25 protein-coding genes and 1 pseudogene are annotated in these 24,121 nt (G+C 37.6%); 4 read left to right on the forward strand and 22 right to left on the reverse strand.

Annotated elements, in window-relative coordinates:
• Positions 1 to 20: 20 nt before the first annotated feature.
• From NSQ69_RS25435 to NSQ69_RS25530, 20 genes and pseudogenes are all read right to left on the reverse strand, one after another.
• Positions 21 to 479: an NUDIX hydrolase gene (locus NSQ69_RS25435; RefSeq protein WP_088044948.1), complete on the reverse strand. Its 459-nt coding sequence runs from the start codon at positions 477 to 479 to the stop codon at positions 21 to 23.
• A 215-nt stretch (positions 480 to 694) separates the two neighbouring features.
• Complete coding sequence (locus tag NSQ69_RS25440; protein WP_002016085.1) at positions 695 to 1,501, reverse strand: DUF368 domain-containing protein; 807 nt, start codon at positions 1,499 to 1,501, stop codon at positions 695 to 697.
• A 161-nt stretch (positions 1,502 to 1,662) separates the two neighbouring features.
• Positions 1,663 to 2,619: a thioredoxin-disulfide reductase gene (gene trxB / locus NSQ69_RS25445; protein ID WP_002089563.1), complete on the reverse strand. Its 957-nt coding sequence runs from the start codon at positions 2,617 to 2,619 to the stop codon at positions 1,663 to 1,665.
• 84 nt (positions 2,620 to 2,703) lie between these two features.
• The gene (locus tag NSQ69_RS25450) at positions 2,704 to 4,215 is read right to left on the reverse strand and encodes a tetratricopeptide repeat protein (protein ID WP_002129890.1); all 1,512 of its coding nucleotides are present in this window, start codon (positions 4,213 to 4,215) and stop codon (positions 2,704 to 2,706) included.
• A gap of 145 nt (positions 4,216 to 4,360) precedes the next feature.
• The gene (locus NSQ69_RS25455) at positions 4,361 to 4,867 is read right to left on the reverse strand and encodes an acyltransferase (protein WP_002129892.1); all 507 of its coding nucleotides are present in this window, start codon (positions 4,865 to 4,867) and stop codon (positions 4,361 to 4,363) included.
• A 54-nt stretch (positions 4,868 to 4,921) separates the two neighbouring features.
• Entirely contained in the window at positions 4,922 to 5,569 is a 648-nt protein-coding gene (gene ppaX / locus NSQ69_RS25460) for a pyrophosphatase PpaX (protein ID WP_002089567.1), read from the reverse strand.
• 66 nt (positions 5,570 to 5,635) lie between these two features.
• On the reverse strand, positions 5,636 to 6,448 hold the full coding sequence (lgt, locus tag NSQ69_RS25465; protein ID WP_002034719.1) for a prolipoprotein diacylglyceryl transferase: 813 nt from the start codon (positions 6,446 to 6,448) through the stop codon (positions 5,636 to 5,638).
• 24 nt (positions 6,449 to 6,472) lie between these two features.
• Positions 6,473 to 7,402: an HPr(Ser) kinase/phosphatase gene (gene hprK / locus NSQ69_RS25470; RefSeq protein WP_002016091.1), complete on the reverse strand. Its 930-nt coding sequence runs from the start codon at positions 7,400 to 7,402 to the stop codon at positions 6,473 to 6,475.
• A gap of 156 nt (positions 7,403 to 7,558) precedes the next feature.
• Complete coding sequence (locus NSQ69_RS25475) at positions 7,559 to 7,939, reverse strand: phage holin family protein (protein WP_002089574.1); 381 nt, start codon at positions 7,937 to 7,939, stop codon at positions 7,559 to 7,561.
• 186 nt (positions 7,940 to 8,125) lie between these two features.
• Complete coding sequence (uvrA, locus tag NSQ69_RS25480; RefSeq protein WP_002016096.1) at positions 8,126 to 10,996, reverse strand: excinuclease ABC subunit UvrA; 2,871 nt, start codon at positions 10,994 to 10,996, stop codon at positions 8,126 to 8,128.
• 5 nt (positions 10,997 to 11,001) lie between these two features.
• On the reverse strand, positions 11,002 to 12,978 hold the full coding sequence (gene uvrB, locus NSQ69_RS25485) for an excinuclease ABC subunit B (RefSeq protein ID WP_002016097.1): 1,977 nt from the start codon (positions 12,976 to 12,978) through the stop codon (positions 11,002 to 11,004).
• Between the two features lie 151 nt (positions 12,979 to 13,129).
• Positions 13,130 to 13,561, reverse strand: coding sequence for a DUF4362 domain-containing protein (locus NSQ69_RS25490; RefSeq protein ID WP_078203623.1), 432 nt, complete (start codon positions 13,559 to 13,561; stop codon positions 13,130 to 13,132).
• A 47-nt stretch (positions 13,562 to 13,608) separates the two neighbouring features.
• Positions 13,609 to 14,229 carry a hypothetical protein gene (locus NSQ69_RS25495; protein ID WP_078421832.1) on the reverse strand — a complete coding sequence of 207 codons (621 nt, stop codon included), beginning with the start codon at positions 14,227 to 14,229 and terminating at the stop codon, positions 13,609 to 13,611.
• The gene (locus NSQ69_RS25500) at positions 14,226 to 14,987 is read right to left on the reverse strand and encodes a MerR family transcriptional regulator (RefSeq protein WP_002034711.1); all 762 of its coding nucleotides are present in this window, start codon (positions 14,985 to 14,987) and stop codon (positions 14,226 to 14,228) included. Before NSQ69_RS25500 ends, NSQ69_RS25495 begins: the two co-directional genes overlap by 4 nt.
• Positions 14,988 to 15,087: 100 nt before the next feature.
• A complete protein-coding gene (locus tag NSQ69_RS25505) occupies positions 15,088 to 15,315 on the reverse strand; it encodes a hypothetical protein (protein ID WP_002034710.1) in 228 nt (75 codons plus the stop codon).
• Between the two features lie 16 nt (positions 15,316 to 15,331).
• Positions 15,332 to 15,724, reverse strand: coding sequence for a hypothetical protein (locus tag NSQ69_RS25510; RefSeq protein WP_002129904.1), 393 nt, complete (start codon positions 15,722 to 15,724; stop codon positions 15,332 to 15,334).
• Positions 15,721 to 15,942, reverse strand: coding sequence for a hypothetical protein (locus NSQ69_RS25515; protein WP_002089582.1), 222 nt, complete (start codon positions 15,940 to 15,942; stop codon positions 15,721 to 15,723). The genes NSQ69_RS25510 and NSQ69_RS25515 overlap by 4 nt, the downstream gene beginning before the upstream one ends.
• A gap of 17 nt (positions 15,943 to 15,959) precedes the next feature.
• A pseudogene (locus tag NSQ69_RS25520) lies at positions 15,960 to 16,350 on the reverse strand (hypothetical protein).
• Between the two features lie 11 nt (positions 16,351 to 16,361).
• On the reverse strand, positions 16,362 to 16,559 hold the full coding sequence (locus tag NSQ69_RS25525; RefSeq protein WP_002016109.1) for a helix-turn-helix transcriptional regulator: 198 nt from the start codon (positions 16,557 to 16,559) through the stop codon (positions 16,362 to 16,364).
• A 124-nt stretch (positions 16,560 to 16,683) separates the two neighbouring features.
• Positions 16,684 to 17,706, reverse strand: a complete 1,023-nt coding sequence (locus NSQ69_RS25530; RefSeq protein WP_002167391.1) for a YeiH family protein — start codon at positions 17,704 to 17,706, stop codon at positions 16,684 to 16,686.
• 152 nt (positions 17,707 to 17,858) lie between these two features.
• Here NSQ69_RS25530 and NSQ69_RS25535 point away from each other — a divergent pair, with 152 nt between their 5' ends.
• The 4 genes from NSQ69_RS25535 (at position 17,859) to abc-f (ending at position 21,621) form a co-directional block, all read left to right on the forward strand.
• On the forward strand, positions 17,859 to 18,752 hold the full coding sequence (locus NSQ69_RS25535; RefSeq protein WP_002034705.1) for a LysR family transcriptional regulator: 894 nt from the start codon (positions 17,859 to 17,861) through the stop codon (positions 18,750 to 18,752).
• 51 nt (positions 18,753 to 18,803) lie between these two features.
• On the forward strand, positions 18,804 to 19,172 hold the full coding sequence (locus tag NSQ69_RS25540; RefSeq protein ID WP_078206526.1) for a MerR family transcriptional regulator: 369 nt from the start codon (positions 18,804 to 18,806) through the stop codon (positions 19,170 to 19,172).
• A gap of 4 nt (positions 19,173 to 19,176) precedes the next feature.
• Positions 19,177 to 19,722 (forward strand): flavodoxin family protein, encoded by a 546-nt coding sequence (locus NSQ69_RS25545; protein ID WP_002016115.1) that lies wholly within the window; start codon positions 19,177 to 19,179, stop codon positions 19,720 to 19,722.
• A gap of 264 nt (positions 19,723 to 19,986) precedes the next feature.
• Entirely contained in the window at positions 19,987 to 21,621 is a 1,635-nt protein-coding gene (gene abc-f, locus NSQ69_RS25550; protein WP_341099795.1) for a ribosomal protection-like ABC-F family protein, read from the forward strand.
• 281 nt (positions 21,622 to 21,902) lie between these two features.
• On the opposite strand, the gene NSQ69_RS25555 is transcribed toward abc-f, so the two are convergent.
• Positions 21,903 to 22,214 carry a heavy metal-binding domain-containing protein gene (locus NSQ69_RS25555; protein WP_002068307.1) on the reverse strand — a complete coding sequence of 104 codons (312 nt, stop codon included), beginning with the start codon at positions 22,212 to 22,214 and terminating at the stop codon, positions 21,903 to 21,905.
• Between the two features lie 65 nt (positions 22,215 to 22,279).
• Positions 22,280 to 23,995 carry an ABC transporter ATP-binding protein gene (locus NSQ69_RS25560; RefSeq protein ID WP_002034767.1) on the reverse strand — a complete coding sequence of 572 codons (1,716 nt, stop codon included), beginning with the start codon at positions 23,993 to 23,995 and terminating at the stop codon, positions 22,280 to 22,282.
• Positions 23,996 to 24,121 lie beyond the last annotated feature (126 nt).

Consider the following 24,121-nt stretch of genomic DNA (forward strand, 5'->3'; position numbering starts at 1 on the left):
CGTATCCTCTCCTTGCAGGTTTAACTCGGATCTAATCGATATGAAAGCAACTCAAAATCTGGGGTATATACAAATGTACCGTAGATTATACCATTCCCTTTAATTAAATAATCAATAATGTGATAATCTCCTGGTGCCATTGCTAAATCATCAATTTTATCAAATGTATGCCAACCAATGATGCCTTCTTCGCTCTCTAATTTGTTTTCTCCTGCAAAATCTGTTGCTAAAAAGGAGAACATCATCCATTCAGAAACAACTTTATCACCTTCTTGGATGACAAAAGTGAAGACCCCTTTTAATGCTGGATTCTTTAAATAAATACCTGTTTCTTCACGATACTCGCGAACAACGGAATCTCTTACTGTCTCACCACGCTCCATTTTCCCGCCCGGTGCAACCCACCAATTTCGGCGAGGTTTTTGGAGTAAGAGTACTTCACTATCTCTAATTAACACACAGTTTGTCACTCTTTGCATGTTTCTTCACCTCAGCTACTTGCAGCAAAATTTCTCACTGCATACTCATTTCATTATACTATCAAAAACAGTTTGCTACAACGAAGGTGCCAGTCCCCTTTCGCTAAGCAATTGTAAAAATTCTTTCTATAACAAGCAATCAAAATACCTTACTTCCTATGAATAGCACATAAAAATCCCCTTAACGATTTTTATCGTTAAGGGGATTAAAACACTTATTTCTTACCGAAATAAGTAACAACCGCAAATCCTAAAATAAAAGTAATAATTGAACTTACAATTGAAATGCCACCAGTCGGAATGCCAGGGAACACAATGACAATCGACCCGATAACGAGCCCAATAATTGCCGCAAATGTCATACTTTTATAACGATCTAACAAATAACTAATTCCTTTACTACTTACAACAAATCCGGCCATCACGCCGGCACCGATAACCACGATTAACGGTAAATTGAGTGTAGTTAAAGCGTTAATTGCTGTTGGATACACACCAATAATTAATAAAATAAACGATCCACTAATTCCAGGAAGAAGCATAGCCATACTAGCCATCCATCCTGCGAAAAATAAACCAATTGCATTTAAAATTGTTAACGTCGTAATTGGATCCGCTGCCTTATCTGGTTTAAAGAATGCTGTTATTGCAACAAGAATTGCTGCAATTATTAATAAGGCAATATGACTACCTTTAAACGTTGCCTTTGCATCAGCTTCTCTCATTAACATCGGTAATATACTAATAATTAAACCGAGGAAGAAAAATTGAGTCGGTTCATAATGATTTGCTAATAAATATTTAATAACGTGACTTAACGTTAGAAAAGCCGCCGCTACACCAGCTGCAAGTGGGATTAAAAACGCTAAATGTTTTTTCCATTCACGACTAAAGAATCCGCTAATTGCTGCGAGCAATTGTTCATAAATCCCTAACACAACAGCGATTGTTCCGCCGCTCACACCAGGAATTAAATCACTAACGCCCATACAAAATCCACGATATATATTACGCCATTCCATACTGAATAAATTCCTCATTTCTTATAGTGATTTTTTCCGTAAAGTCCAGTATATCAATAAGAAATCTTATAATCCTAATTGTTTTTGACAAAACTTTGACATTTTCACAAAAAAAAGAAAGCTCCTATCGGTAGCTTTCTTCTCAAAAGGTATATTACCCCTTATTTTTCTGTTACAGTTTTTAATTCTTCTACTAACTCTTCTATATAATGCTGTGCACTCTGCGCTGCAATACTACCATCACCTGTTGCAGTTACAATTTGACGAAGCATTTTTTCACGAACATCACCAGCTGCGAAAATACCAGGAACTTTCGTTTCCATACGCTCGTTCGTTTCAACATAACCATTTTCATTTGTAATACCTAGCTCAACAAACGGTTTTGATAGTGGTAACATACCGATGTATATGAAAACGCCGTCAGTTTTAACTTCTTGTTCTTCTCCGCTGTTTACATCTACAAGTGTTACGCTTCCTACTTTACCATTTGCGTCGTTAATTTCTTTTATAGTGTGATTCCAAATGAAATCTACTTTCTCATTTTGGAAAGCACGATCTTGTAAAATTTTCTGTGCACGAAGAGTGTCACGACGGTGAACGATCGTTACTTTTGATGCGAAGCGTGTTAAGAACACACCCTCTTCAACAGCAGAATCTCCGCCGCCAATAACAACAAGTTCTTTCCCTTTAAAGAATGCACCATCACATACTGCACAATACGATACACCGCGGCCACCAAGTTCTGTTTCACCTGGCACGCCAATTTTTTTATACTCTGCACCGCTTGCAACGATAATTGCACGTGCTTTATATTCTTTTTTACCAGCAATAATTGTTTTGTACTCTTTACCATCGATGATTGCTTTTACATCACCGTATGCATATTCAGCACCAAATTTCTTCGCATGCTCAAACATTTTATTTGATAAGTCTGGTCCTAAAATAGACTCATAACCTGGATAGTTCTCTACATCTTCTGTATTTGCCATTTGTCCACCTGGAATACCACGCTCAAGCATCAGTGTGCTTAAATTCGCACGAGATGTATATACCGCAGCTGTCATACCAGCTGGTCCTGCACCAATAATAATGACATCATAAATTTTTTCTTCTGACACACTATTCACTCCCATTCATTCATACACATTAAGTTACCCTCATTATACTGTTAGCATCATTTTTTTCCCAATGATTTGCCTACCCTACGTGTGCGTGCGCTTAACAGCCTGCACATACTTTCGTACAGTCGCTACAGATACATTATATACATCACCAAGCTCTGCCTGTGTCATCTTATTTCTTTGTTCGCCGCGCACAATGTATTCAATTGCCGCTGACCAACCGTACACATTTGTAAAAGTCGCTCCAGATGTATATAAACGTATGAACGTGCAAAACCAAAAATTTAAACACTCTTCGATTAATTCATCATCTTTTTTCGTATAATTGTATAATGCATCCGCGATTCGTACGCACTGTTCAAATTGCTGTAAATCAGCTGGGATGCTTTTATGACTATTAAGTAAAAAGAAATATTTTGCAAGTTGCGATACGATTGGAACACCATTTTTCGCTTGCGTTACATCAAAGAAGAATCCAACCTTCTCTGGTGTTGACAATTCATTCATTAAATATAAAGCTAGCATTTTCTCTTCTAGCGTCGTACTTTGCTGAAATGATTTTCGTAACTCTTCAAATAAAAGATTTTGTCCTTCATCTGCTAAATTCAGTGCATTCCACGGTTCTTTTCCTTTTTTATCAGGATGCAATTCTACAACATGTTGCCACATTTTTTCAGCTACTTGCTGTTCCTTCACCATATACGCAGAGTATGCAAACCAGTAATAAAAACTGACGTCTCCTTCGTACCCTTGACGCTTTAATACTTTGAACCATTTATATGCAGGTTCAAAATGACCAATTGTTGCAAGCGTTGTTCCAAGTTTCAAACGATGCTCAAATGAAATTGGATATACCGATACTAACTGCCCCGCTAATGACTCTACTTGCTTATGCTCTCCAATTGAATATAGAAAAATAAGAGTATTACAAAGCGCATGCATATTACCAGGATTTTTCTCTAAAATCATTTCTGTTAACTTAAGCGCTTGATCTACATTACCTGATTGAAAATGTGCAATCGCTAAATTATTATGTCCTGACCAAAATTCTGGATATTCTTTCGTAACAACTTCTAGTGTAGCAATCGCCTCTTCTAATTGTCCGTTACGAATGTAGCGGTTCGCTTCTTCTTGCATAACAATTAGCTCATCTTCATCCTCAATCTCTTCCGCACCCATTGCATCTTCTTCCATAATCTCAAGCAATTCTAATGTATCTTCTACAAATTCCTTCTCTTCCGCAACTTCTAAATATCGCTCTGCATACTTCTTCGCCTGTTGAAACAAGCCCATATATGCATAATTATTTGAAATAAAATAATAGCATTGCTCAAGTTCAGGATTGGATCTAACAAGCTTTAGAAATATCTGATTCGACTCTTGATATTCACCAGATTCAGATAATGCTATTGCTAGTTGGCATAAAATAAACGGCTCCTTCTCGCTTTGTGCTGCTCTTCGAAAATATTTAATTGCATCTTGCAATTTTTGCCCTTTATAAGCCCTCATCCCTTTTTTATAAAAGAAGTCCGCTAACTGATTAAAAGAGATAACTTGTCCGTTCTCCTTATATATTCTTTGATTTTTCCCCATATATCCTCCAGTTTTTTGTTTTCTTCGTTCACACATTCTTCTATCTATAAGTATAAACGATTCCGTAAAAAACAAAACAGTATATTATAATCAATTATTTCCTTTTTATTCATAAAAAGAGAAGGGAAATGTTACATTTTTAACATCAACCTTCTCTAGTGGCCATTTCCTCTTTCGTATAAATAATACGCATCGGATTTCCGCCTACGAAAGCGCCGCCTGGTACATCTTTATGGACAAGTGTGCCTGCAGAAACGATAGCTCCATCTCCAATTGTCACACCTGGTAAAATTGTCGTATTCGCTCCAATCATAACTTCATTCCCTATGACGATTTCTCCAAGTCGATACTCACGAATTAAATATTCATGCGCTAAAAGCGTTGTATTATAGCCGATAATTGAATTTTCTCCCACAGTAATCTTTTCTGGAAACATAATATCTGGCATTACCATAAGTGCAAACGACGTTTTCTTTCCTACTTCCATCCGTAAAAACGTGCGATATAACCAATTCTTTACGGATAAAAATGGCGTGTAACGTGCGATTTGGATGATAATAAAATTTTTCATTACCTTCCAAAAAGAAACTGTTTTATACACATTCCACAATGAATTTTCTCCTGAAACAGGATAGCGCGTTGTCCGTCGCACTGAACTCTCTCCTCTACTTATATAAAAGTGACACTTTAACCGGCAGGAATCTTACTACCCGTTAATGCGGGACAAAATCGGTAGTAAATCACTCATTTTATCTAGCACATAATCTGGTTTATACGCTTCTAAATACGCTCTACCTTTCAATGTCCATGAAACCGCTACTGTTTTCGTACCTGCATTTTGTCCACCGACGATATCATGATGATTATCACCAACCATCAATGTTTCTTCTGGCTTTGCATCTAATAATTTCAATGCTTTTTGAAGTGGTTCTGGATGTGGTTTCACATGTTCCACATCATCAATCGTCACGACAACATCAAAAAACTGATCAAGTTTCGAAAGCTTTAATCCCATTTCAACCGTCTGTCTCGCTTTCGTTGTAACGATGCCGATCTTATAACCTTGCTTCTTCAATTCTTGAACCGTTTCATATACAGTTTCATACTCTTCCACTAATTCATCATGATGCTCATGATTAAATTGACGATAACATGTAATCATCTCTTCAACCTTACTTGCATCAATTTTACTAAAAGTATCATGCAAAGATGGACCGATAAATGGCAATACATCTTCACGCTTATACTGATTAGAATAATAGTGATTTAACGTATGTAAAAAAGAAGAGATAATAAGTTCATTTGTATTAATTAACGTTCCATCTAAATCAAATAACACTGTATTTATTTTCATCGTCCTTAATCCTTTCATTACCTGAATATGAAAGAAGCAGCATCTTCTATAAGATGCTACTTTTCTCTAATTTTCTAAATATCTTTTATCAGCTTGCCCCATTTTTCGTCTCACAATAATGAAAATGATAGAAATAACAACAATTCCAATAGACATTACTTGTGCAATACGAAGTGGTCCTAACATTAAACTATCTGTACGCAAACCTTCTACGAAGAAGCGTCCCACTGAATACCAAATTAAATATGTGAAGAATAATTCACCACGGCGTAAATTCACTTTTCGTAACGCGAGTAGTAAAATAACACCTGCAAAGTTCCATAATGATTCATATAAAAACGTTGGGTGATAATACACACCATCAATGTACATTTGATTAATAATGAAATCTGGTAAATGAAGACCTTCTAAAAACTGTCTCGTTACTTCATCACCATGCGCCTCTTGGTTCATAAAGTTTCCCCATCGGCCAATTGCTTGTCCTAGTAAAATACTCGGCGCAGCAATATCCGCTAACTTCCAGAATGAAAGCCCGCGTCGTTTCGCAAAAAGGATTCCTGTAATAACAGCCCCGATTAAACCACCATGAATCGCCAAACCACCTTGACGAATATTAATAATTTGACTCGGATTTTGCGAATAATATTCCCATTCAAAAATGACATAATACATTCTCGCAAAAAGAATGGCAATTGGTACTGCGATTAATACAAGGTCGATAAATGTATCTTTGTGAATACCAAGCCTTTCTCCCTCGCGAGTTGCTAGCCAAAGACCTAATAGCACACCTGTACCGATAATAACCCCATACCAATAAACAGGGAACGGCCCAAGTTGGACTGCAATACGGTCAAGCTGTGGTACAGAACCTAACAGCATATATATGACCTCCCTCTCCAGAGTCTACTCTTGATTTCCTAACTCAATCGCACTCATTAATCGTTCAGAGAACTGTTGTGCCGCATTGACTCCCATACGTTTTAATCTGAAGTTCATCGCTGCTACTTCAATAATAACAGCCAAGTTTCGACCAGGACGAACTGGAAGTGTAATCTTCGTAAGTTCTGTATCAATAATCTTCATCTTCTCTTCATCAAGACCTAAGCGATCATAATTTTTCTTTTGATCCCAAATTTCAAGATTAATAACAAGTGTAATACGTTTATAATTTCGTACTGCCCCTGCACCGAATAACGTCATTACGTTAATGATACCTAGACCACGAATTTCTAATAAGTGCTCAATTAAATCAGGTGAGCTCCCTACTAATGTATCTTCATCTTCTTGACGAATTTCTACGCTATCATCCGCAACAAGGCGGTGACCACGCTTTACAAGTTCAAGCGCTGTCTCACTTTTCCCGACACCACTTTGACCTGTAATTAAAACACCAACACCATAAATATCTACTAGCACACCATGAACAGCTGTTGTTGGCGCTAACTTACCTTCTAAATAGTTTGTTAAACGACTTGATAATCTCGTCGTCGTTTGAGCAGAACGTAATAAAGGCACGCCTGATTCACGTGATGCTTGTAATAACTCATCCGGTACATCTTGATTACGAGTTACAATAATACAAGGCGTCTCCTCAGTACAAAGCGCTTTCATTCTCTCTTGCTTTTGCTCTGTCGTTAACGTATCAAAGAACGTAAGCTCCGTTTTCCCAAGAAGCTGCACGCGATCAGCTGGATAATATGTAAAAAATCCTGCCATTTCAATTCCAGGTCGCGATAAATCACTCGTATCAATCGGACGATGAATCCCTTCTTCACCACTTACTAACTCCAATTGAAATTGTTCAATTAAATCTTTTGTCCTTACTTTCGGCATATGTATAAACCTCCACTCCGCTGCGGGTTCAGTCTCATTTGATGTAAAATTCCATTCTATCGGATATTGTACCATTTTTTTCTGGAAACAAGAAACTCGGTTTCTAATAAATAGAAAAAAACATTTCATATGAATCATGAAATGTTTTTCTTTTTGTCATTTTCTCTTTTTTTCATGTAATGGTTCAACAATTACTTTTTCAATTATCATATTAAAAATAGAAATACAAATTGCCGCAACAATCGCTACACCAAATCCAGATATATTAAAGGCGTCCCCTAATAACGAATCCGTCATCTTTAACGTAATCGCATTAATAACAATTAAGAAGAAACCGAAAGTTACAAGAGTAATCGGTAGCGTAATTAAAATTAAAAGCGGCTTTACAAATACGTTTAAAATCGCCAATATAATACTCGCAATAATTGCAGTTTGTATATTTGCTATGTAAAATGCGTCTGGTGCAACCCCTTTTAAAAGTCCGGATACAGCGATTAACACAACGCTATTTACAAGAAGTGATACAATCCATCTCATTTCCTTACACATCCTTTTAATATATATATTTCATCATACGCTAATAGATAATAAACGCAAGTAACATGCAAACACTTATACCAATTTATTCTATTCTTTATACTTGTATACCTACTAACATTCTTACCAGTTTCCCTTAGTGAAATAAAAACCGAGTGCAATTCCCACTCGGTTTTTATTAACAACTTATTGTGATAACTCTACTTCTTTTATTTTCTCTTTCATTCTTGCTTTATCACGATCTAAAATCTCTTTTAAATACTTACCTGTATAAGAGCGCTCTTCTTTCACCACTTGCTCTGGCGTTCCCGAAGCAACAATTTGTCCGCCTTTGTCTCCGCCTTCTGGTCCAAGGTCAATAATATAATCAGCTGTTTTAATAACATCTAAATTATGCTCAATTACAAGTACCGTCTCACCACTCTCAACAAGACGTTGCAACACTTCTAGAAGGCGTGCAATATCATGTGCATGTAAGCCAGTCGTTGGCTCATCTAAAATGTATAACGTACGCCCTGTAGAACGACGATGTAATTCAGAAGCTAATTTCACACGCTGCGCCTCACCACCTGATAACGTCGTAGCTGGTTGTCCTAATTTCATATAACCAAGCCCTACATCTACAAGCGTTTGAAGTTTACGCTTAATTTTCGGGATATTAGCAAAGAACTCTACCCCATCTTCAATTGTCATCCCTAACACTTCAGAAATATTCTTATCTTTATATTTCACTTCTAACGTTTCACGGTTGTAACGTTTACCGTGACAAACTTCACATGGAACATACACGTCTGGTAAGAAATGCATTTCGATTTTAATAATTCCATCACCGCGGCACGCTTCACAACGGCCGCCTTTTACGTTAAAGCTGAAACGTCCTTTTTGATACCCACGTACTTTCGCTTCATTCGTGTGCGCAAATACATCACGAATATCATCAAATACGCCAGTGTATGTCGCCGGATTTGAACGTGGTGTACGCCCGATTGGTGATTGATCAATATCAATAACTTTATCTAACTGCTCAAGACCTTTAATTTCTTTATGAGCCCCTGGCTTTGCTTTCGCTTTATATAGCTTTTGAGCTAATGATTTGTATAGTACTTCATTAATTATCGTACTTTTTCCAGAGCCAGATACGCCTGTTACTGCTACAAATGTTCCTAGGGGGAATGACATTTTCGCATTCTTTAAGTTATTTTCTTTCGCACCGACAATCTCCACTTTACGTCCGTCACCTTTACGTCTTTCAAGTGGTACCGGAATAAACTCTTTACCGCTTAAATATTTCCCAGTTAATGAATTCTCGTCTTGCATAACTTCAGCTGGTGTACCTGCTGATACAACTTGACCACCATGAATACCTGCACCAGGTCCGATATCAAGTAAATAATCAGCAGCCATCATTGTATCTTCATCATGCTCAACAACAATTAACGTATTTCCTAAATCACGCATTTCCTGCAATGTACGAATAAGACGATCATTATCACGCTGATGCAAACCGATAGAAGGCTCATCAAGAATGTAAAGTACGCCAGTAAGGCGAGAACCAATTTGTGTCGCTAAACGAATACGCTGCGCCTCACCACCTGATAAAGTTCCTGCGGCACGACTTAACGTTAAATAATCTAAACCGACGTTCACTAAGAACCCGACACGTTCCTGAATTTCTCTTAAAATTAAATGAGCAATTTTTTGTTGTTTCTCCGTTAACTCAACAGTTGAGAAGAACTCCTGTACTTCTTGAACAGAATATTTCGTTACATCGGCAATCGTTTTATCACCAACGAAAACAGCTAAACTCTCAGGCTTTAAGCGTCCACCTTTACACTTCGGACAAGCTTGCTCTGCCATATATTTCTCCATTTGCTCACGAATATAATCAGAACTCGTCTCACGATAACGACGCTCAATATTCGGAATAACACCTTCAAATAAAATCTCATTTTCCTTTACTTGACCAAATTCATTCACATAGCGGAAATAAAGCTTCTCTTCCCCGCTTCCGTACAGCACTTTATCAAATAAATCCTTCGGTATATCTTTCACCGGCATATCCATATCGATGCCGTAATGATTACACACGGATTTTAATAATTGCGGGTAATATTGTGAACTTGTCGGTTCCCAAGGAGCAATCGCATGTTCATTTAATGATACATCCCAGTTCGGAATAACAAGTTCTAAATCTACCTCTAACTTCGATCCAAGTCCATCACAAGAAGGACACGCGCCGAACGGACTATTAAACGAGAACATACGCGGCTCTAATTCTCCGATTGAAAAACCACAATGTGGACAAGCATGATGTTCACTAAATAGAAGTTCTTCCTCTCCCATTACATCGATTAAAACTCGGCCCCCGCCAAGCTTTAAAGCACTTTCTAGTGAATCTGCAAGTCGGCTTGCAATTCCTTCTTTCACAACAATACGGTCAATAACAACTTCAATTGAATGCTTCTTATTTTTTTCTAAAGTAATCTCTTCCGATACATCCAGCATCTCTCCATCAACGCGCACACGAACATAACCTTGCTTCTTAATATCTTCTAATACTTTCGCATGCGCACCTTTACGCCCTGACACGATAGGCGCTAGCACTTGCAACTTCGTACGTTCAGGATATTCAAGAACACGGTCTACCATCTGTTCCACTGTTTGTGATGTAATTTCAATTCCATGATTCGGACAAATCGGCGTACCAATTCGTGCAAATAATAAACGTAAATAATCATAAATCTCCGTTACCGTTCCAACCGTTGAACGAGGATTACGACTCGTCGTTTTTTGATCAATTGAAATCGCTGGAGATAAACCTTCAATCATATCAACATCCGGCTTATCCATTTGCCCTAAAAACTGGCGCGCATACGCAGATAAAGATTCCACGTATCTACGCTGCCCTTCTGCATAAATCGTATCGAATGCTAACGATGATTTCCCCGAACCAGACAATCCCGTCACAACAACAAGCTGATTTCTCGGAATGGTTACGTCAATATTTTTTAAATTATGCGCTCTAGCACCTTTTACAACAATAAAATCTTTACTCACTCTTTTCACCCTTCCGCTTTTAATTCTAATAGTAAATCTCTTAATTCAGCTGCACGCTCGAAATCTAATGCCTTTGCTGCTTCTTTCATCTCTGCTTCCATCTTCGCAATTGTATTTTCACGTTCTTTTTTCGTCATCTTCTTAGCTGGTGTTGCTTCATATATTTCCGTATCCTCAGCTGCTGTTGTCGCACGAATAACGTCACGTACTCCTTTTTGAATCGTTTTCGGCGTAATACCATGCTTTTCATTGTAAGCTTCTTGTATACTACGACGACGCTGTGTTTCTTCAATTGCAATTCCCATCGATCTCGTTATGCGATCTGCGTACATAATAACGCGGCCGTTTGCATTACGCGCCGCACGACCAATTGTTTGAATTAATGAACGCTCTGAACGTAGGAACCCTTCCTTATCAGCATCTAAAATAGCTACAAGTGATACTTCTGGAATATCTAATCCTTCTCGTAATAAGTTAATACCGACAAGTACATCAAACTTACCAAGGCGAAGATCACGGATAATTTCAATACGCTCTAATGTTTTAATTTCAGAGTGAAGATAATTCACTTTAATTCCTACATCTTTTAAATAGTCCGTTAAATCCTCTGACATTTTCTTCGTTAAAGTCGTAATTAATACACGTTCATTTTTCGCAATCCGGTCATGGATTTCTCCTAATAAATCATCTATTTGTCCTTCAATTGGTCGTATATCAATTGGTGGATCTAAAAGCCCTGTTGGACGAATAATTTGTTCTATTGCTTTCGGTGACTGCTCTAACTCGTACGGTCCTGGCGTTGCCGAAACGTAAATAACTTGATTCGTTTTCTCTTCAAACTCATCAAACGTGAGCGGTCTATTATCTAAAGCTGATGGCAGACGGAATCCATGATCAACAAGCACTTGCTTACGTGCTTGGTCCCCGTTATACATCGCTCTTACTTGCGGAACCGATACGTGCGACTCATCCATAACGATTAAGAAATCCTCTGGAAAATAATCTAAAAGCGTATACGGCGTTGAGCCTGCTGGACGAAGTGTTAAATGACGGGAATAGTTTTCAATCCCTGAACAAAAGCCCATCTCGCGCATCATTTCTAAATCATAACGCGTTCGCTGTTCTATGCGCTGCGCCTCTAACAACTTACCGTTATCATTTAATTCTTTTAAACGCTCTTCTAATTCTTTTTCAATATTTTCAATAGCGACCTTCAGCTTTTCTTCACGTGTAACGAAGTGAGATGCCGGGAAGATTGCTACATGATCACGTTCTGCTAATACTTCACCCGTTAATGCATTTACTTCTCGAATACGATCTATTTCATCCCCAAAAAATTCAATTCGAATACAGTGCTCATCAAGTGATGCGGGGAAGATTTCAACTACATCTCCGCGCACACGGAATGTACCACGCTTAAAATCAATATCATTACGTCCATACTGTACATCAACAAGTTCACGAAGCAATTGATTGCGGTCCTTTTCCATACCAACTCGAAGCGAAACAACTAACTCGCGGTATTCTTCCGGAGAACCTAAACCGTATATGCACGAAACACTCGCAACGATAATAACATCATCTCTTTCAAATAAAGAAGACGTTGCCGAGTGGCGTAATTTATCAATTTCATCGTTAATTTGCGCATCTTTTTCAATAAACGTATCCGTATGTGGTACGTACGCTTCCGGCTGATAATAATCGTAATAACTAACAAAATACTCCACAGAATTGTTAGGAAAGAAATCTTTCAGCTCACTATATAACTGTCCTGCTAACGTTTTATTATGAGCCATTACAAGTGTTGGTTTCTGCACTTCTTTAATGACATTTGAAATCGTAAATGTCTTACCCGTTCCTGTCGCTCCAAGCAACACTTGCTTTTTCTTTCCACTATTAATTCCCTCTACAAGCTTCTCTATCGCTCCCGGCTGATCACCTTGCGGGGAATACTCTGAGATAATTTCAAATGGATGTTCCAACTAAAAACCGACCTCCTCATAAAAATCTGTATTATTATTTTACCACGAATGCCCATAAAAAACCTAAAAAAACGAACAGATATTCGGTAAAGTTTTCGACAAGTTATATATAGAAAAAGGAAGGAATAAATACTTCCTTCCTCTACTAACTCTATTTTTCAAGTACATATAATAAGTCATATCCATTGCGCCCATTTTCATTCGTACAATCTATTAACCTATATGCCGTTTCTGATTCACGTTGCTCTTTAACAATCCTTTTACAACTATCTTTATGTAACCCTTTATGGTCACCAGCAAATTGATCTTCTCTATTATCTAACACATAAAGTATATCTTTCTCACTATGCTCTAACGTTTGAAAAATCGGGTCACCTTCATGTGTATACTGTACAATTCTTATTTTATCAACTTCTCCTTGTTCCACATTCCAAACGAACTTCTCGAATTTATCTAGATTAGAAATTTCTGCCCCCTTTGCAACGACATCATTCTTCTTATCAATTGCACTGTTAGGTTGTGAACATGCTACTAAACTAAAGAGAAATAAGCATATAAAACCTGTTCTTTTCCCTATTGTTATCCTCTCCTATACAAACTATTGGTATAATAGAAAAAAGCTACTTTCCTCTATGAAAGTAGCTTCTTGTTTCCTTTCTCCTTCTTCGGAAAAATAACATATGAAAATGAAATCGCAGTATCCACTAAAAGAATAATAGCCCATACTTGGCTTACACGGCTTGCTGTTTTATTTAAAACGATTCCTGACTCTAACCAATTCCCCCACTGTTCTACTGGAATAAGCCCATACATGAAGAAAAAGAATATATGAACCGCAATAAACAAAATAAGATGTAAAACCCAATTTTTTATTTCCTGCTTCGCATGCGCCATCCCTGTTACTTCAAGTGGTTCTTCGATAATAGGCGCCGGTTCATTCCGCCACTTCGCAACTAATTTTTGTACATATATATCTAATTTCTTCAAATCCTTTTTCCCATAAAAAACTGCATATAATAAAATGATTACCGTAATGATTTGAAAATTAGAGAACTTCCCTGTTTGATAGTAGTCCACTACTCCTAAAGTTAAAATAAACACTTCATTTACAAGTAGCACAATCCCCATAATAAAACTTGCCTTTTTCAAGCGAAATCCATACCTTAGTAAAAAGAATCCGATAGCTGATAACCAAAATACAATCTCTGCCCCAATTAAAAAATACCAACGATATTCTGCAAGTATACTCATTTATCCCTCTCCCTTTCGTCATATATACGAAAAGCCTCATCCATATATAATAGAAGCTCTTCTTCAATTGGATACATACTCATTTTCTGTGAATCTTCTTTTGACTTTCTTACTTCCCACAATTTATCTAAAAATGCTTCATCACCATTTGCCATCTCTAAACACTTCTGCATTAATTTCTTTGTTGCGCCTTGTACTTCATCACATGATGCTTCCTTACCGTCTTTCATAAAGTTACGTAGTTGCTTCAATAAATTTACCCATTCTAAAACATTCGGATCTTCTTCACTCATGTTCGGCAAATTATGAAGCAACTTTTGTTCTCCCTTAGAAAAAACTTCATTTTGAAACATCTCACGTATTCGCGGAGACTGTTTCGAAAGCTGAATGAGTTCAAACATAACTTTCCAATCCAGTTCTCCCTCCACATCTACTGAATAAACAACTGCCTGTAAAATACGTTCCATTCGATTAAATTTTTTCTGTTCTTCCTGTACAAATCTAAGTTGCTTTTCAAGCGATACTTTTAAATTGAGCTCATCCGTTATTAACATATTCGTAATCTCTTTTAATGAAAAACCCATTTCTTTTAAAAATAAAATTTGCTGCAAACGAACAACATCTCTCTCGCTATATAACCGATGTCCTCCATCAGTTTTCCCACTCGGCTTTAATAAATCAATTTGATCATAATAACGTAACGTCCTTACTGTAACCCCTGTTTCCCTCGTTAGTTCTTGAATTGAAATCAACTCCATCACCTCTTCTCCTTCATTATAAAAGATGACGTAACGTAACTTTCAAGTAGTTTGTAAAAAAAATACAAAAAGCTGTTTATACCTTTTGTATAAACAGCTTTTATGGAAATAACCCCTTTTGTATAGCACGACCACAAAATAAAATAATTGCCCCTACAACAACACTTGTTGCTGTTTTATGATAATGCGCTAAAATTAATAAATAGTATGATAAACCTACAGCACCAATCATAATACATACACTTGGCACTGGATTACGAGAGAAGTTTTGTATTCCCCAAAACAAAGCAAAAATAGCCGTAGCGACACATAATACCGGTAATCCCATCCCAGTTCCCCTTTTTCTATCTATTCCTTGTTGCTAACACACTCGTCGATGCCATACTTATTAATAAACCAAAAATAGCAATATATAATAACTCATTTACATGTACTACTTGCCTATCTAAATACTTATTTACACAAAGATACATAATGAACAAAAAAACGCAGCTTGTAATACAAATCGTAAAATATGACTTCATATTGTTCACAACTCGCTCATCAATTGACGGTACTCTCTCTTCTTTCAAACGCTTCTGTTCTCTATATTCCGAAATGCCATATAAAATGACTAGTGCTACATTCGATATGAAGATCGTTCCCCACGAAATACTTAAAATCATTAAACTCACATTTAAAACAAGACCCGCTAAAAACAAACTTCCTATGAACCGTATAATATCTTGCTTACTCATACATGATCAGCCTCTTTTTGATTTCTATATTTCCATTTCGGCCAATAGTTCACAAAGAAATAAACAAACTGTCCTAATACAAATAAAACAAACGGCATGCCCGCATTTCCATAAACAATTAAATTATACAAACTCCATACCGCTAAACTCATTGTTAAAAACAACCCTAAATATTTAAACGCTTTATCCGACTGAAATCTCTCAAACTCATCTTGCATTTTCATTCCTCCTATCGTTATGCTCGTTTTCCCGCCATTACTCCTATGATGAGACTACCAGCAAATAAGAAACTACATACAATGAATATTTCTGGAATCGGTATAGTAATTCGCCCTATCGCTTTGCTTGCAACAATATAAACAATAAGCAAAAGAAATGCGAATATAAATGAGACATTTACATACTTTTTTATATTTTCATTTACCCGCTCATCTATATCTGGAAGTTCTTCTTTTTTGTACTTCCGCTTTTTGTAATTCGTATACAATATCAGAAATACAATTGCTAAAATGTTACTAACTATAAGCGATAACATCGGTATGGATGGGTCCATAATCCGAACTAAAACGTCCCCCTCCACATAATCCTAAGACCGTAGCGATATACAACTTTTTAGTATCGTTCATTTTCTCTCCCCTTACTCCAGCGTAAATATTTCCTCTACCTTCATTCCAAAATATTTGGCGATTTTTAGGGATAACTCTAGACTTGGGTTATAGTGGTGGTTCTCAATCGCCACTATTGTCTGCCGCGTCACTTGCATCGCCTTTGCCATTTCAATTTGCGTTATATGATGTTGTTTTCGCAATTCTTTAATTTTATTTTTCACACCCATAGGCTCCACCTTCGAAAGTAAAGATATCTTTACTTTAATTATAAATATTTTCCAAATCCAAGTAAAGATATCTTTACAAAAAAAGGTAAAAAAAAGAGACATCTATAAGATGCCTCTTTTTTTGCTACATAAATCCTAACGCATACACAAGAACATACCCAAGAACAGATAAGCAAACCGAGCCAATCAACCCTGCCACAAATGCTCTGCTTCCTAATTTGCGGAACGTTTTAAACTCTACATTTAAACCGAGCCCTGCCATTGCCATTGCAATAAGCATGTACGCAATTACTACAATATATCCGGCAACAACTTCTGGGATAATCCCAATCGAATGCACCGCACTCATTGCTAAAAATCCGAAGATGAACCAAGGAATCGGAAGGTCGCGCCACGATCTTTTTTCCTTGCTGTCCTCGCTCTTACCAAACCATAATCCAATTAAAATCGCTACTGGCACAAGCATCGCTACGCGCGTTAACTTCACAATAACCGCGATGTCTACAGCCGTGCTACCTCCTGGCGCTGCAGCCGCGATAACGTGAGCGATTTCGTGCAGCGTCGCCCCTGAGAACACCCCGTAACCGTAGGGTGAGAAGCCAAGCACTGGGTATAATAGCGTATAAATAAGTGTAAATATTGTACCTAAAATTGCAATAATTGCTGCCCCGACTGCTGTTTCTTCATCTTTCGCTTTCACTTGCGGTGCAATTGCCACGACCGCTGCAGCTCCGCAAATTGCCGTCCCACATGCTGTTAAAATTCCAAGTTTCTGTTCTACTTTAAATACTTTCGTTAGTCCATATACAACGAAAATTGTAAATGTAATAACAACCGCTGCGATGACCAATACTTTCGGCCCCGCCTTCGCAATATCTACAAGATTTAACCTCATTCCGAGTAAGATGATCCCAAAGCGTAGCAACTTCTTACTCGCAAAGTTCGTTCCCGCTATCGCTTCTTGAGGAATCCCGATTGCCGCGCGCCAAACCATCCCGATTAGAATAGCGATTACTAATTGTCCCATAATATTTAAAAATGGAAGCTCTGCTAAATATTTCGCGGCGATTGCGATTAATAACGTAATCCCAATACCTTGCGAAAATCCAAAGCCCTTCTTCTTTTGTATAACAAGTGTTTGTTCCACTTTGTACCACCCCAATAATCGTATTGGAACATGCATGTTCTTTCTAGTTACATTATAAGAGAGTTTTAATAATAAGTTTAATATCAATATTGAATACCTATCATCAGAAATACTTATGATAAAATAAAAGCAAAAATAAAGGGGCCTAACAAATGAACGTCGACATTTTAAAGATCTTTGTTACTGTCGTTGAACAAAAACATTTTTCGCGTGCTGCGGAACTATTAAACCTTTCACAACCTGGCGTTAGTATGCACATTCGCAACCTGGAAAATGAATTTGGGACTACACTTATTCAGCGCTCCCCAAAGCACGTCCAAGTTACGGAAGCTGGAAACATATTATACATACACGCAAAGCAGATGCTCTCACTTTATGAAGATGCAAAACAGGAAATTAATGCGCTGCATAACGTCGTAACAGGAACACTTCGCATCGGCGCTAGCTTTACAATTGGCGAATACTTACTTCCAAAAATACTTGCGCGCTTTGCCAATGAAAATGCACACGTCGAAGTTCATACATTTATCTCCAATACGGAAGAAGTTTTGCAAAGCCTCCGCTCTAATCAAATTGATATCGGCTTAGTGGAAGGCCAAGTCGTATACGCTGACGTAGATGTTGAAACTTTTATGCAAGATGAAATGAAACTCGTCGTCCCGCCAAACCACCCATTGCTCCATATCAAGGGGATTAACGAAAATGCATTGCAAGACCAAGTCTGGGTATTAAGGGAGAGCGGCTCTGGCACACGTGCCTATAGCGATCGATTTATACACCAACATCATTTAAAAATGAAACGCTTCTTTACATTTAGCAGTATTCAAAGCGTGAAGGAAGCCGTTGCAGCCGGTCTTGGCATCGCCATCCTTTCAGATTGGACTGTTCGAAAAGAACTATTAGCAAAAGAACTATTCCACATCCCTGTTCCGAACGAAGAGCTAATCCGTCCATTCTCCATCGTGCGCGGCAAATATTTTATCCCGTCTAAAGCTATTCAAGTCTTTTTAAAACACGTAGATTCTTTTGCGAAAAAACAGAGTTGACCTTCACATTAGTGTGAAGGTTTACAATACATGTAAAAGGAGTGAAACGCATTGCGAATTGGAGAGTTATCAAAAGAAACTGGGGTTAGCGAAAGGGCACTAAGACATTATGAAGAAAAGGGATTACTCCCTTCGAAACGCCTAGCAAATGGCTACCGTGATTTTGATGAAAGTGCAATCGAAAAAGTAGAGCTGATTCAAATGTACTTGCAAATCGGCTTAAATTTAGAAGAAACAGAACGAATGCTACGTTGCCTTGAAATCGAGCCACATCTCTACGAAAATCCGTGTAGTAGTATCCTTGCACTTTACGAAGACAAACTTGATGAGGTAACGAAGCAAATCACATTACTTTCCAACATTCAAACGAATTTACAAAAACACGTTTCACTCCTAAAACACGTAAAAGAAAAGGGATGATTACATGTTTGTTATACATGGCAGTTCAAGACAAAACGGAAATACGGAAGCTTTAACACATATGGTGATTGATGGGATTGAAACAGAACAAATTTACTTGCGTGATCATATCGTCCACCCAATCATAGATCAGCGCCATGATGTAGAAGGATTTCAACCTGTAAATGATGACTACGAGCAGTTAACCAAACGCATGCTAGAGCACGACACGATTATCTTCGCTACACCGCTATACTGGTACGGAATGAGCGGCCACATGAAGAACTTCGTTGATCGCTGGTCACAAAGCTTGCGTAATAAATCTCTTCATTTCAAAGAAAAAATGAAAGGCAAAAAAATGTACGTTGTCATCGTTGGCGGAGACAGTCCAAAACTGAAAGCATTGCCGCTTATCGCCCAGTTTCAATATATCTTTGATTTTGTTGGTTCATCATTTGAAGGGTATATTATTGGGGATGCGAATGGACTAGATGAAATCAAGAACGATGCTGAGGCACTGGCAAAAGCACAATTGTATAATAATAAATTCAAAAATAGCACACAGAAATAAGTTTGACAAATTCATTTGTATGCGCATACAATAAAAGTAATATTATGAAAGGAAGGTACTTTGACCAATGAAGTTCTAATTCTCTTATTTATTTCATCCATCACAAATAGTGAACAAAAATGATGAAAACTAGCAGAGGATTAGTCTGTCCATTTGTCGATACTTTCTTTCGATACGATCATGTAAAAAATCGTTTATTTATGTACGATTTTTACATTGAAGGGCGACATTTATCCTCTCTAGTGAAACTAGGGAGGTTTTTTTATGACTATTTTAATCGCACGTAATATCGAAAAGAGCTTTGGTGATCGCACCATATTTACGTTACCATCACTAGAAATTCAAGCAAACGATCGTATAGGAATTGTCGGAGTCAACGGAGCTGGAAAATCTACGTTATTACAAATATTAAGTAAAGAAATAGAAGCTGACGAAGGCACAGTAACTCATCATAGTTCTATCGCCATCATTCCACAGCTTAGCGAGGGGATACCGGAAACCGCTTCTTCCCTCGCTAAGGGCAAATGGAATATTTCAAACGTCGCAAATTCAATGAGCGGCGGTGAACGAATGCGCCTAAAGATCGCCCATGCCCTCGAACAAAATGCAGGCATTCTATTTGCTGATGAGCCAACAAGTCACTTAGATATGTTCGGTACAGAGCAATTAGAAAAGGCACTTTTATCTTATAAAGGTGCACTTGTTTTAATATCGCATGATCGTGATCTTTTAGATGCCATATGTACAAAAATCATCGAAGTTGAAGACGGTACTATTCAAGAATATAAAGGTAATTATTCAAACTATCGAAAGCAAAAAGAACGTGAGCGAATACAAAAGCAGGCAGAATATGATCAATATATACAAGAAAAAAATCGGTTAGAACAGTCAATTTCACAAAGAAAGCAACGTGCTTCTAGCATGACAAAAATCCCAACACGGTTCAGTTCATCTGAATCTAAACTTTATAAGTGCAGCGGGGCTCATGGGCAAGAAAATGTTAGCAAAGTAGCGAAAGCACTAGAAACACGCCTTGAAAAGTTGGAACAGAAAGAAAAACCGAAGGACTTTTCTCAAGCTCAGTTTGACGTACAATACCACACACCAATTCATAGTAAAGCAGTTGTTCAGTTTAATAAAACAACGAAGAAAATAGGGGATCGCACATTATTTAAAAATATGAATGGAACAATTGTCCCTGGGGCAAAGCTTGCTATTTTAGGGGCAAACGGAAGCGGAAAAACAACTTTGTTCAAAATGCTTCTCGCGAACGAGCGTGGCATTCAGCTTTCGAAAAGTTGTAAAATTGGATACTTTGAACAAACATTATCTATTTTAAAAACAGATAAAACAATTTTAGAAAACGTTCTAGAAGAAACAAACTATACAGAATCGTTCGTTCGAACAATACTTGCACGGCTCCTATTCCGCCGTGAAGATGTTCATAAACCTGTGCACATCTTAAGTGGTGGGGAACGCATGAAGGTTGCACTCGCAAAAGTATTTTTAGGAAACTATAATATGCTTCTGCTCGACGAACCGACAAACTATTTAGACTTGGCAACGCAAGAAGAATTAGAAAGCATGTTACAGGAGTATCCTGGTACAATACTTTTCATTAGCCATGACCGTGCCTTTATTCGTTCTGTTGCAAACCATATTCTACAAGTAGATGAGAGCGAACCAAGAATATTCCACGGCAATTACGAGCAATACACAAAAAGAACCACCCAAGCTTCTGTAAACGTTACTGAACAAGAATTATTACGATTACAAACAAAATTAACAGAAATCATCAGCCGGATTTCTATCCCAAATCAGCATGATGACATCACATTTCTCGAACAAGAATACGAAAAATTATTAGTTCGAATTCGGCAGTGTAAAGAAGCGCTCTAATGTCTTCCCCATATATCGACGGGACCTTCCACATTTCCCAAGAAATATCGAGGCTTCGACATAGAATATCACCCTACCTATCATGTTAGACACAATAACAACAAAAAGCCGTGCACCAGCACGGCTTTTCACTTTATCCCGCATTAACGGGCAGTAAGACTCCCACCTCAAAATTCGGCTTGAGCAAAGAAATTAGGTGGGAGATCAACTGCCCGTAAACGCCCGATTGGTTCAACTAATAATCAGTGGGGGATGAACCCCCCACTGATTAAAGTTTCACTTTATATACGGACAGCAGTCCCACTTACCGCAACCATTAGCATTCCTTCGCGAACTACTTCGTAGTCCACGTCGATACCAACAATGGCGTTCGCATTTTTTTGTCTTGCGAGAGTTTTCATCTCTTCCATTGCAATGTCGCGCGCTTCTTTTAATTTACTTTCGTAGGCGCCTGCGCGACCACCGACAACGTCACGGACAGAAGCGAAAAGGTCACGCACGATATTCGCACCCATGATTGCTTCGCCATTAACGATATCGATATACTCAATAATTTCTTTCCCTTGAATTGTAGAAGTTGTTGTTACAATCATGCTTTATAGCCTCCCATATAAGATTTCCACTTACTTATGGTGCACTAATTCAGCAGAAATTATATTTACGAACTAAACTGCGCCTCATACAATCGGCTGTAACCCTCGCCTCGTTTGATTAGTTCCTCATGTGAACCTTGTTCTGCAATACCGTCTTTATTTACAACGACGATGCGATCTGCATTTTTAATAGTTGCAAGCCTGTGAGCGATAACTAATGTTGTACGGCCAACAGATAGTTCTGCAAGTGATTTTTGGATAGCAAGTTCTGTCTCTGTATCTAGCGCAGAAGTTGCTTCATCTAAAATTAAAATTGGCGGGTTCTTCAAGAACATACGGGCAATTGCTAAGCGCTGCTTTTGTCCTCCTGAAAGTTTCACACCACGCTCACCAATAACTGTATCTAAACCGTCTGGTTGCGAGTAAATTAAGTCCTCTAGCTGAGCACGTTTTACCGCCTGCCAAATTTCAGATTCTGAAGCTTTTAAGTTTCCGTAAGCGATATTTTCACGAATTGTTCCTGAGAATAAGAAAACATCTTGCTGTACAATTCCGATTTGCTTACGAAGTGACGATAACGTCATCTCTTTGGTGTCAATGCCATCAATTTGAATTGATCCAGATGATTGTTCATAAAAACGAGGTAATAAACTACATAGTGTTGTTTTCCCTGCCCCTGATGGTCCAACGAAAGCAACTGTTTCACCTGCATGTATTTTCAAACTAATATCGTTTAAAATCGGCTCTTTATTTTCATATCCGAACGTGATGTTATTGTATTGAATATCGCCGTGTACATGTTTAACTTCTATTGCATCTTTAGAATCTACAATATCCGGCTCTGTTTCCAGAAGTTCTACATATCTTTTAAAACCAGCGATTCCTTTCGGATAACTTTCAATAACCGCATTAATTTTTTCAATTGGGCGGAAGAAAATATTCGTTAATAAAACGAATCCAATAAATCCACCGTACGTTAATTCACCTTGCAGAACAAACCATGTACCACATATTAATACAAAGAGTGTTACAAGACGCATCAGCATATAACTAATCGATGAATTTAACGCCATAATTTTATACGCCATTAATTTTGTTGTACGGAAACGAGCATTATTTACAGCAAATTGCTCTTTCTCAAACTTTTCATTTCCGAATGCTTGTACAACGCGGATACCACCTACATTGTTCTCGATACATGCATTGAAATCAGCAACGTCTGAGAATAAACGTCTAAACGTACCTGTCATTTTTTTATTGAAGTAAAGTGCCAACCATAATAAGAACGGGATTACGAAGAATGTTAGAAGTGCTAACTTCCAGTTAATCATCATCATAAATGAAAATGCTCCAACTAAAGTCATAATGGCAATGAATAAATCTTCTGGTCCATGGTGAGCAATTTCCCCAATTTCCATTAAATCGTTTGTAAGACGTGAAATTAAATGACCTGTTTTATTATTATCAAAAAATCTGAATGATAGCTTTTGAATGTGATCAAACAATTTCTGCCTCATATCTGTTTCAATGTTAACCCCAAGCATATGTCCCCAATATGTAACGACATATTGCAAACCTGCATTTAACACATAAACTACGAACAAACCGAAACAAGCCCATAAAATAAGCGTCCAGTTTTGTCCTGGTAATAACTTATCAATAAATTGATTTACGATAAGCGGGAAACCAAGTTCGAGTAAACCTGCGATAACTGCACAGGAAAAATCGAGTACGAATAAACCTTTGTACGGTTTATAGTAAGAAAAAAATTTACGTAGCATATCTTTCCTCCCTTTTCCAAATTAAAAGACTCTCTAAATGATAACCATTATCAAATAATTATTCAAGTTATCCGTCTATGAAACTAAAAAAACCTTCATCTATATTTGATGAAGGTTTCCATTTTA

This window comes from Bacillus sp. FSL R10-2201 (genome assembly GCF_038008665.1).
Classification (GTDB): Bacteria; Bacillota; Bacilli; order Bacillales; family Bacillaceae_G; genus Bacillus_A; species Bacillus_A mycoides.

Bases quoted from the DNA above. Each gene is read 5' to 3' on its own strand.
- NSQ69_RS25435 (WP_088044948.1), bottom strand. From the start codon at position 479: ATGCAAAGAGTGACAAACTGTGTGTTAATTAGAGATAGTGAAGTACTC.
- NSQ69_RS25440 (WP_002016085.1), bottom strand. From the start codon at position 1,501: ATGGAATGGCGTAATATATATCGTGGATTTTGTATGGGCGTTAGTGAT.
- NSQ69_RS25450 (WP_002129890.1), bottom strand. From the start codon at position 4,215: ATGGGGAAAAATCAAAGAATATATAAGGAGAACGGACAAGTTATCTCT.
- ppaX (WP_002089567.1), bottom strand. From the start codon at position 5,569: ATGAAAATAAATACAGTGTTATTTGATTTAGATGGAACGTTAATTAAT.
- lgt (WP_002034719.1), bottom strand. From the start codon at position 6,448: ATGCTGTTAGGTTCTGTACCACAGCTTGACCGTATTGCAGTCCAACTT.
- hprK (WP_002016091.1), bottom strand. From the start codon at position 7,402: ATGCCGAAAGTAAGGACAAAAGATTTAATTGAACAATTTCAATTGGAG.
- NSQ69_RS25475 (WP_002089574.1), bottom strand. From the start codon at position 7,939: ATGAGATGGATTGTATCACTTCTTGTAAATAGCGTTGTGTTAATCGCT.
- NSQ69_RS25495 (WP_078421832.1), bottom strand. From the start codon at position 14,229: ATGAGTATACTTGCAGAATATCGTTGGTATTTTTTAATTGGGGCAGAG.
- NSQ69_RS25500 (WP_002034711.1), bottom strand. From the start codon at position 14,987: ATGGAGTTGATTTCAATTCAAGAACTAACGAGGGAAACAGGGGTTACA.
- NSQ69_RS25505 (WP_002034710.1), bottom strand. From the start codon at position 15,315: ATGGGATTACCGGTATTATGTGTCGCTACGGCTATTTTTGCTTTGTTT.
- NSQ69_RS25510 (WP_002129904.1), bottom strand. From the start codon at position 15,724: ATGAGTAAGCAAGATATTATACGGTTCATAGGAAGTTTGTTTTTAGCG.
- NSQ69_RS25515 (WP_002089582.1), bottom strand. From the start codon at position 15,942: ATGCAAGATGAGTTTGAGAGATTTCAGTCGGATAAAGCGTTTAAATAT.
- NSQ69_RS25525 (WP_002016109.1), bottom strand. From the start codon at position 16,559: ATGGGTGTGAAAAATAAAATTAAAGAATTGCGAAAACAACATCATATA.
- NSQ69_RS25535 (WP_002034705.1), top strand. From the start codon at position 17,859: ATGAACGTCGACATTTTAAAGATCTTTGTTACTGTCGTTGAACAAAAA.
- NSQ69_RS25545 (WP_002016115.1), top strand. From the start codon at position 19,177: ATGTTTGTTATACATGGCAGTTCAAGACAAAACGGAAATACGGAAGCT.
- abc-f (WP_341099795.1), top strand. From the start codon at position 19,987: ATGACTATTTTAATCGCACGTAATATCGAAAAGAGCTTTGGTGATCGC.
- NSQ69_RS25555 (WP_002068307.1), bottom strand. From the start codon at position 22,214: ATGATTGTAACAACAACTTCTACAATTCAAGGGAAAGAAATTATTGAG.
- NSQ69_RS25560 (WP_002034767.1), bottom strand. From the start codon at position 23,995: ATGCTACGTAAATTTTTTTCTTACTATAAACCGTACAAAGGTTTATTC.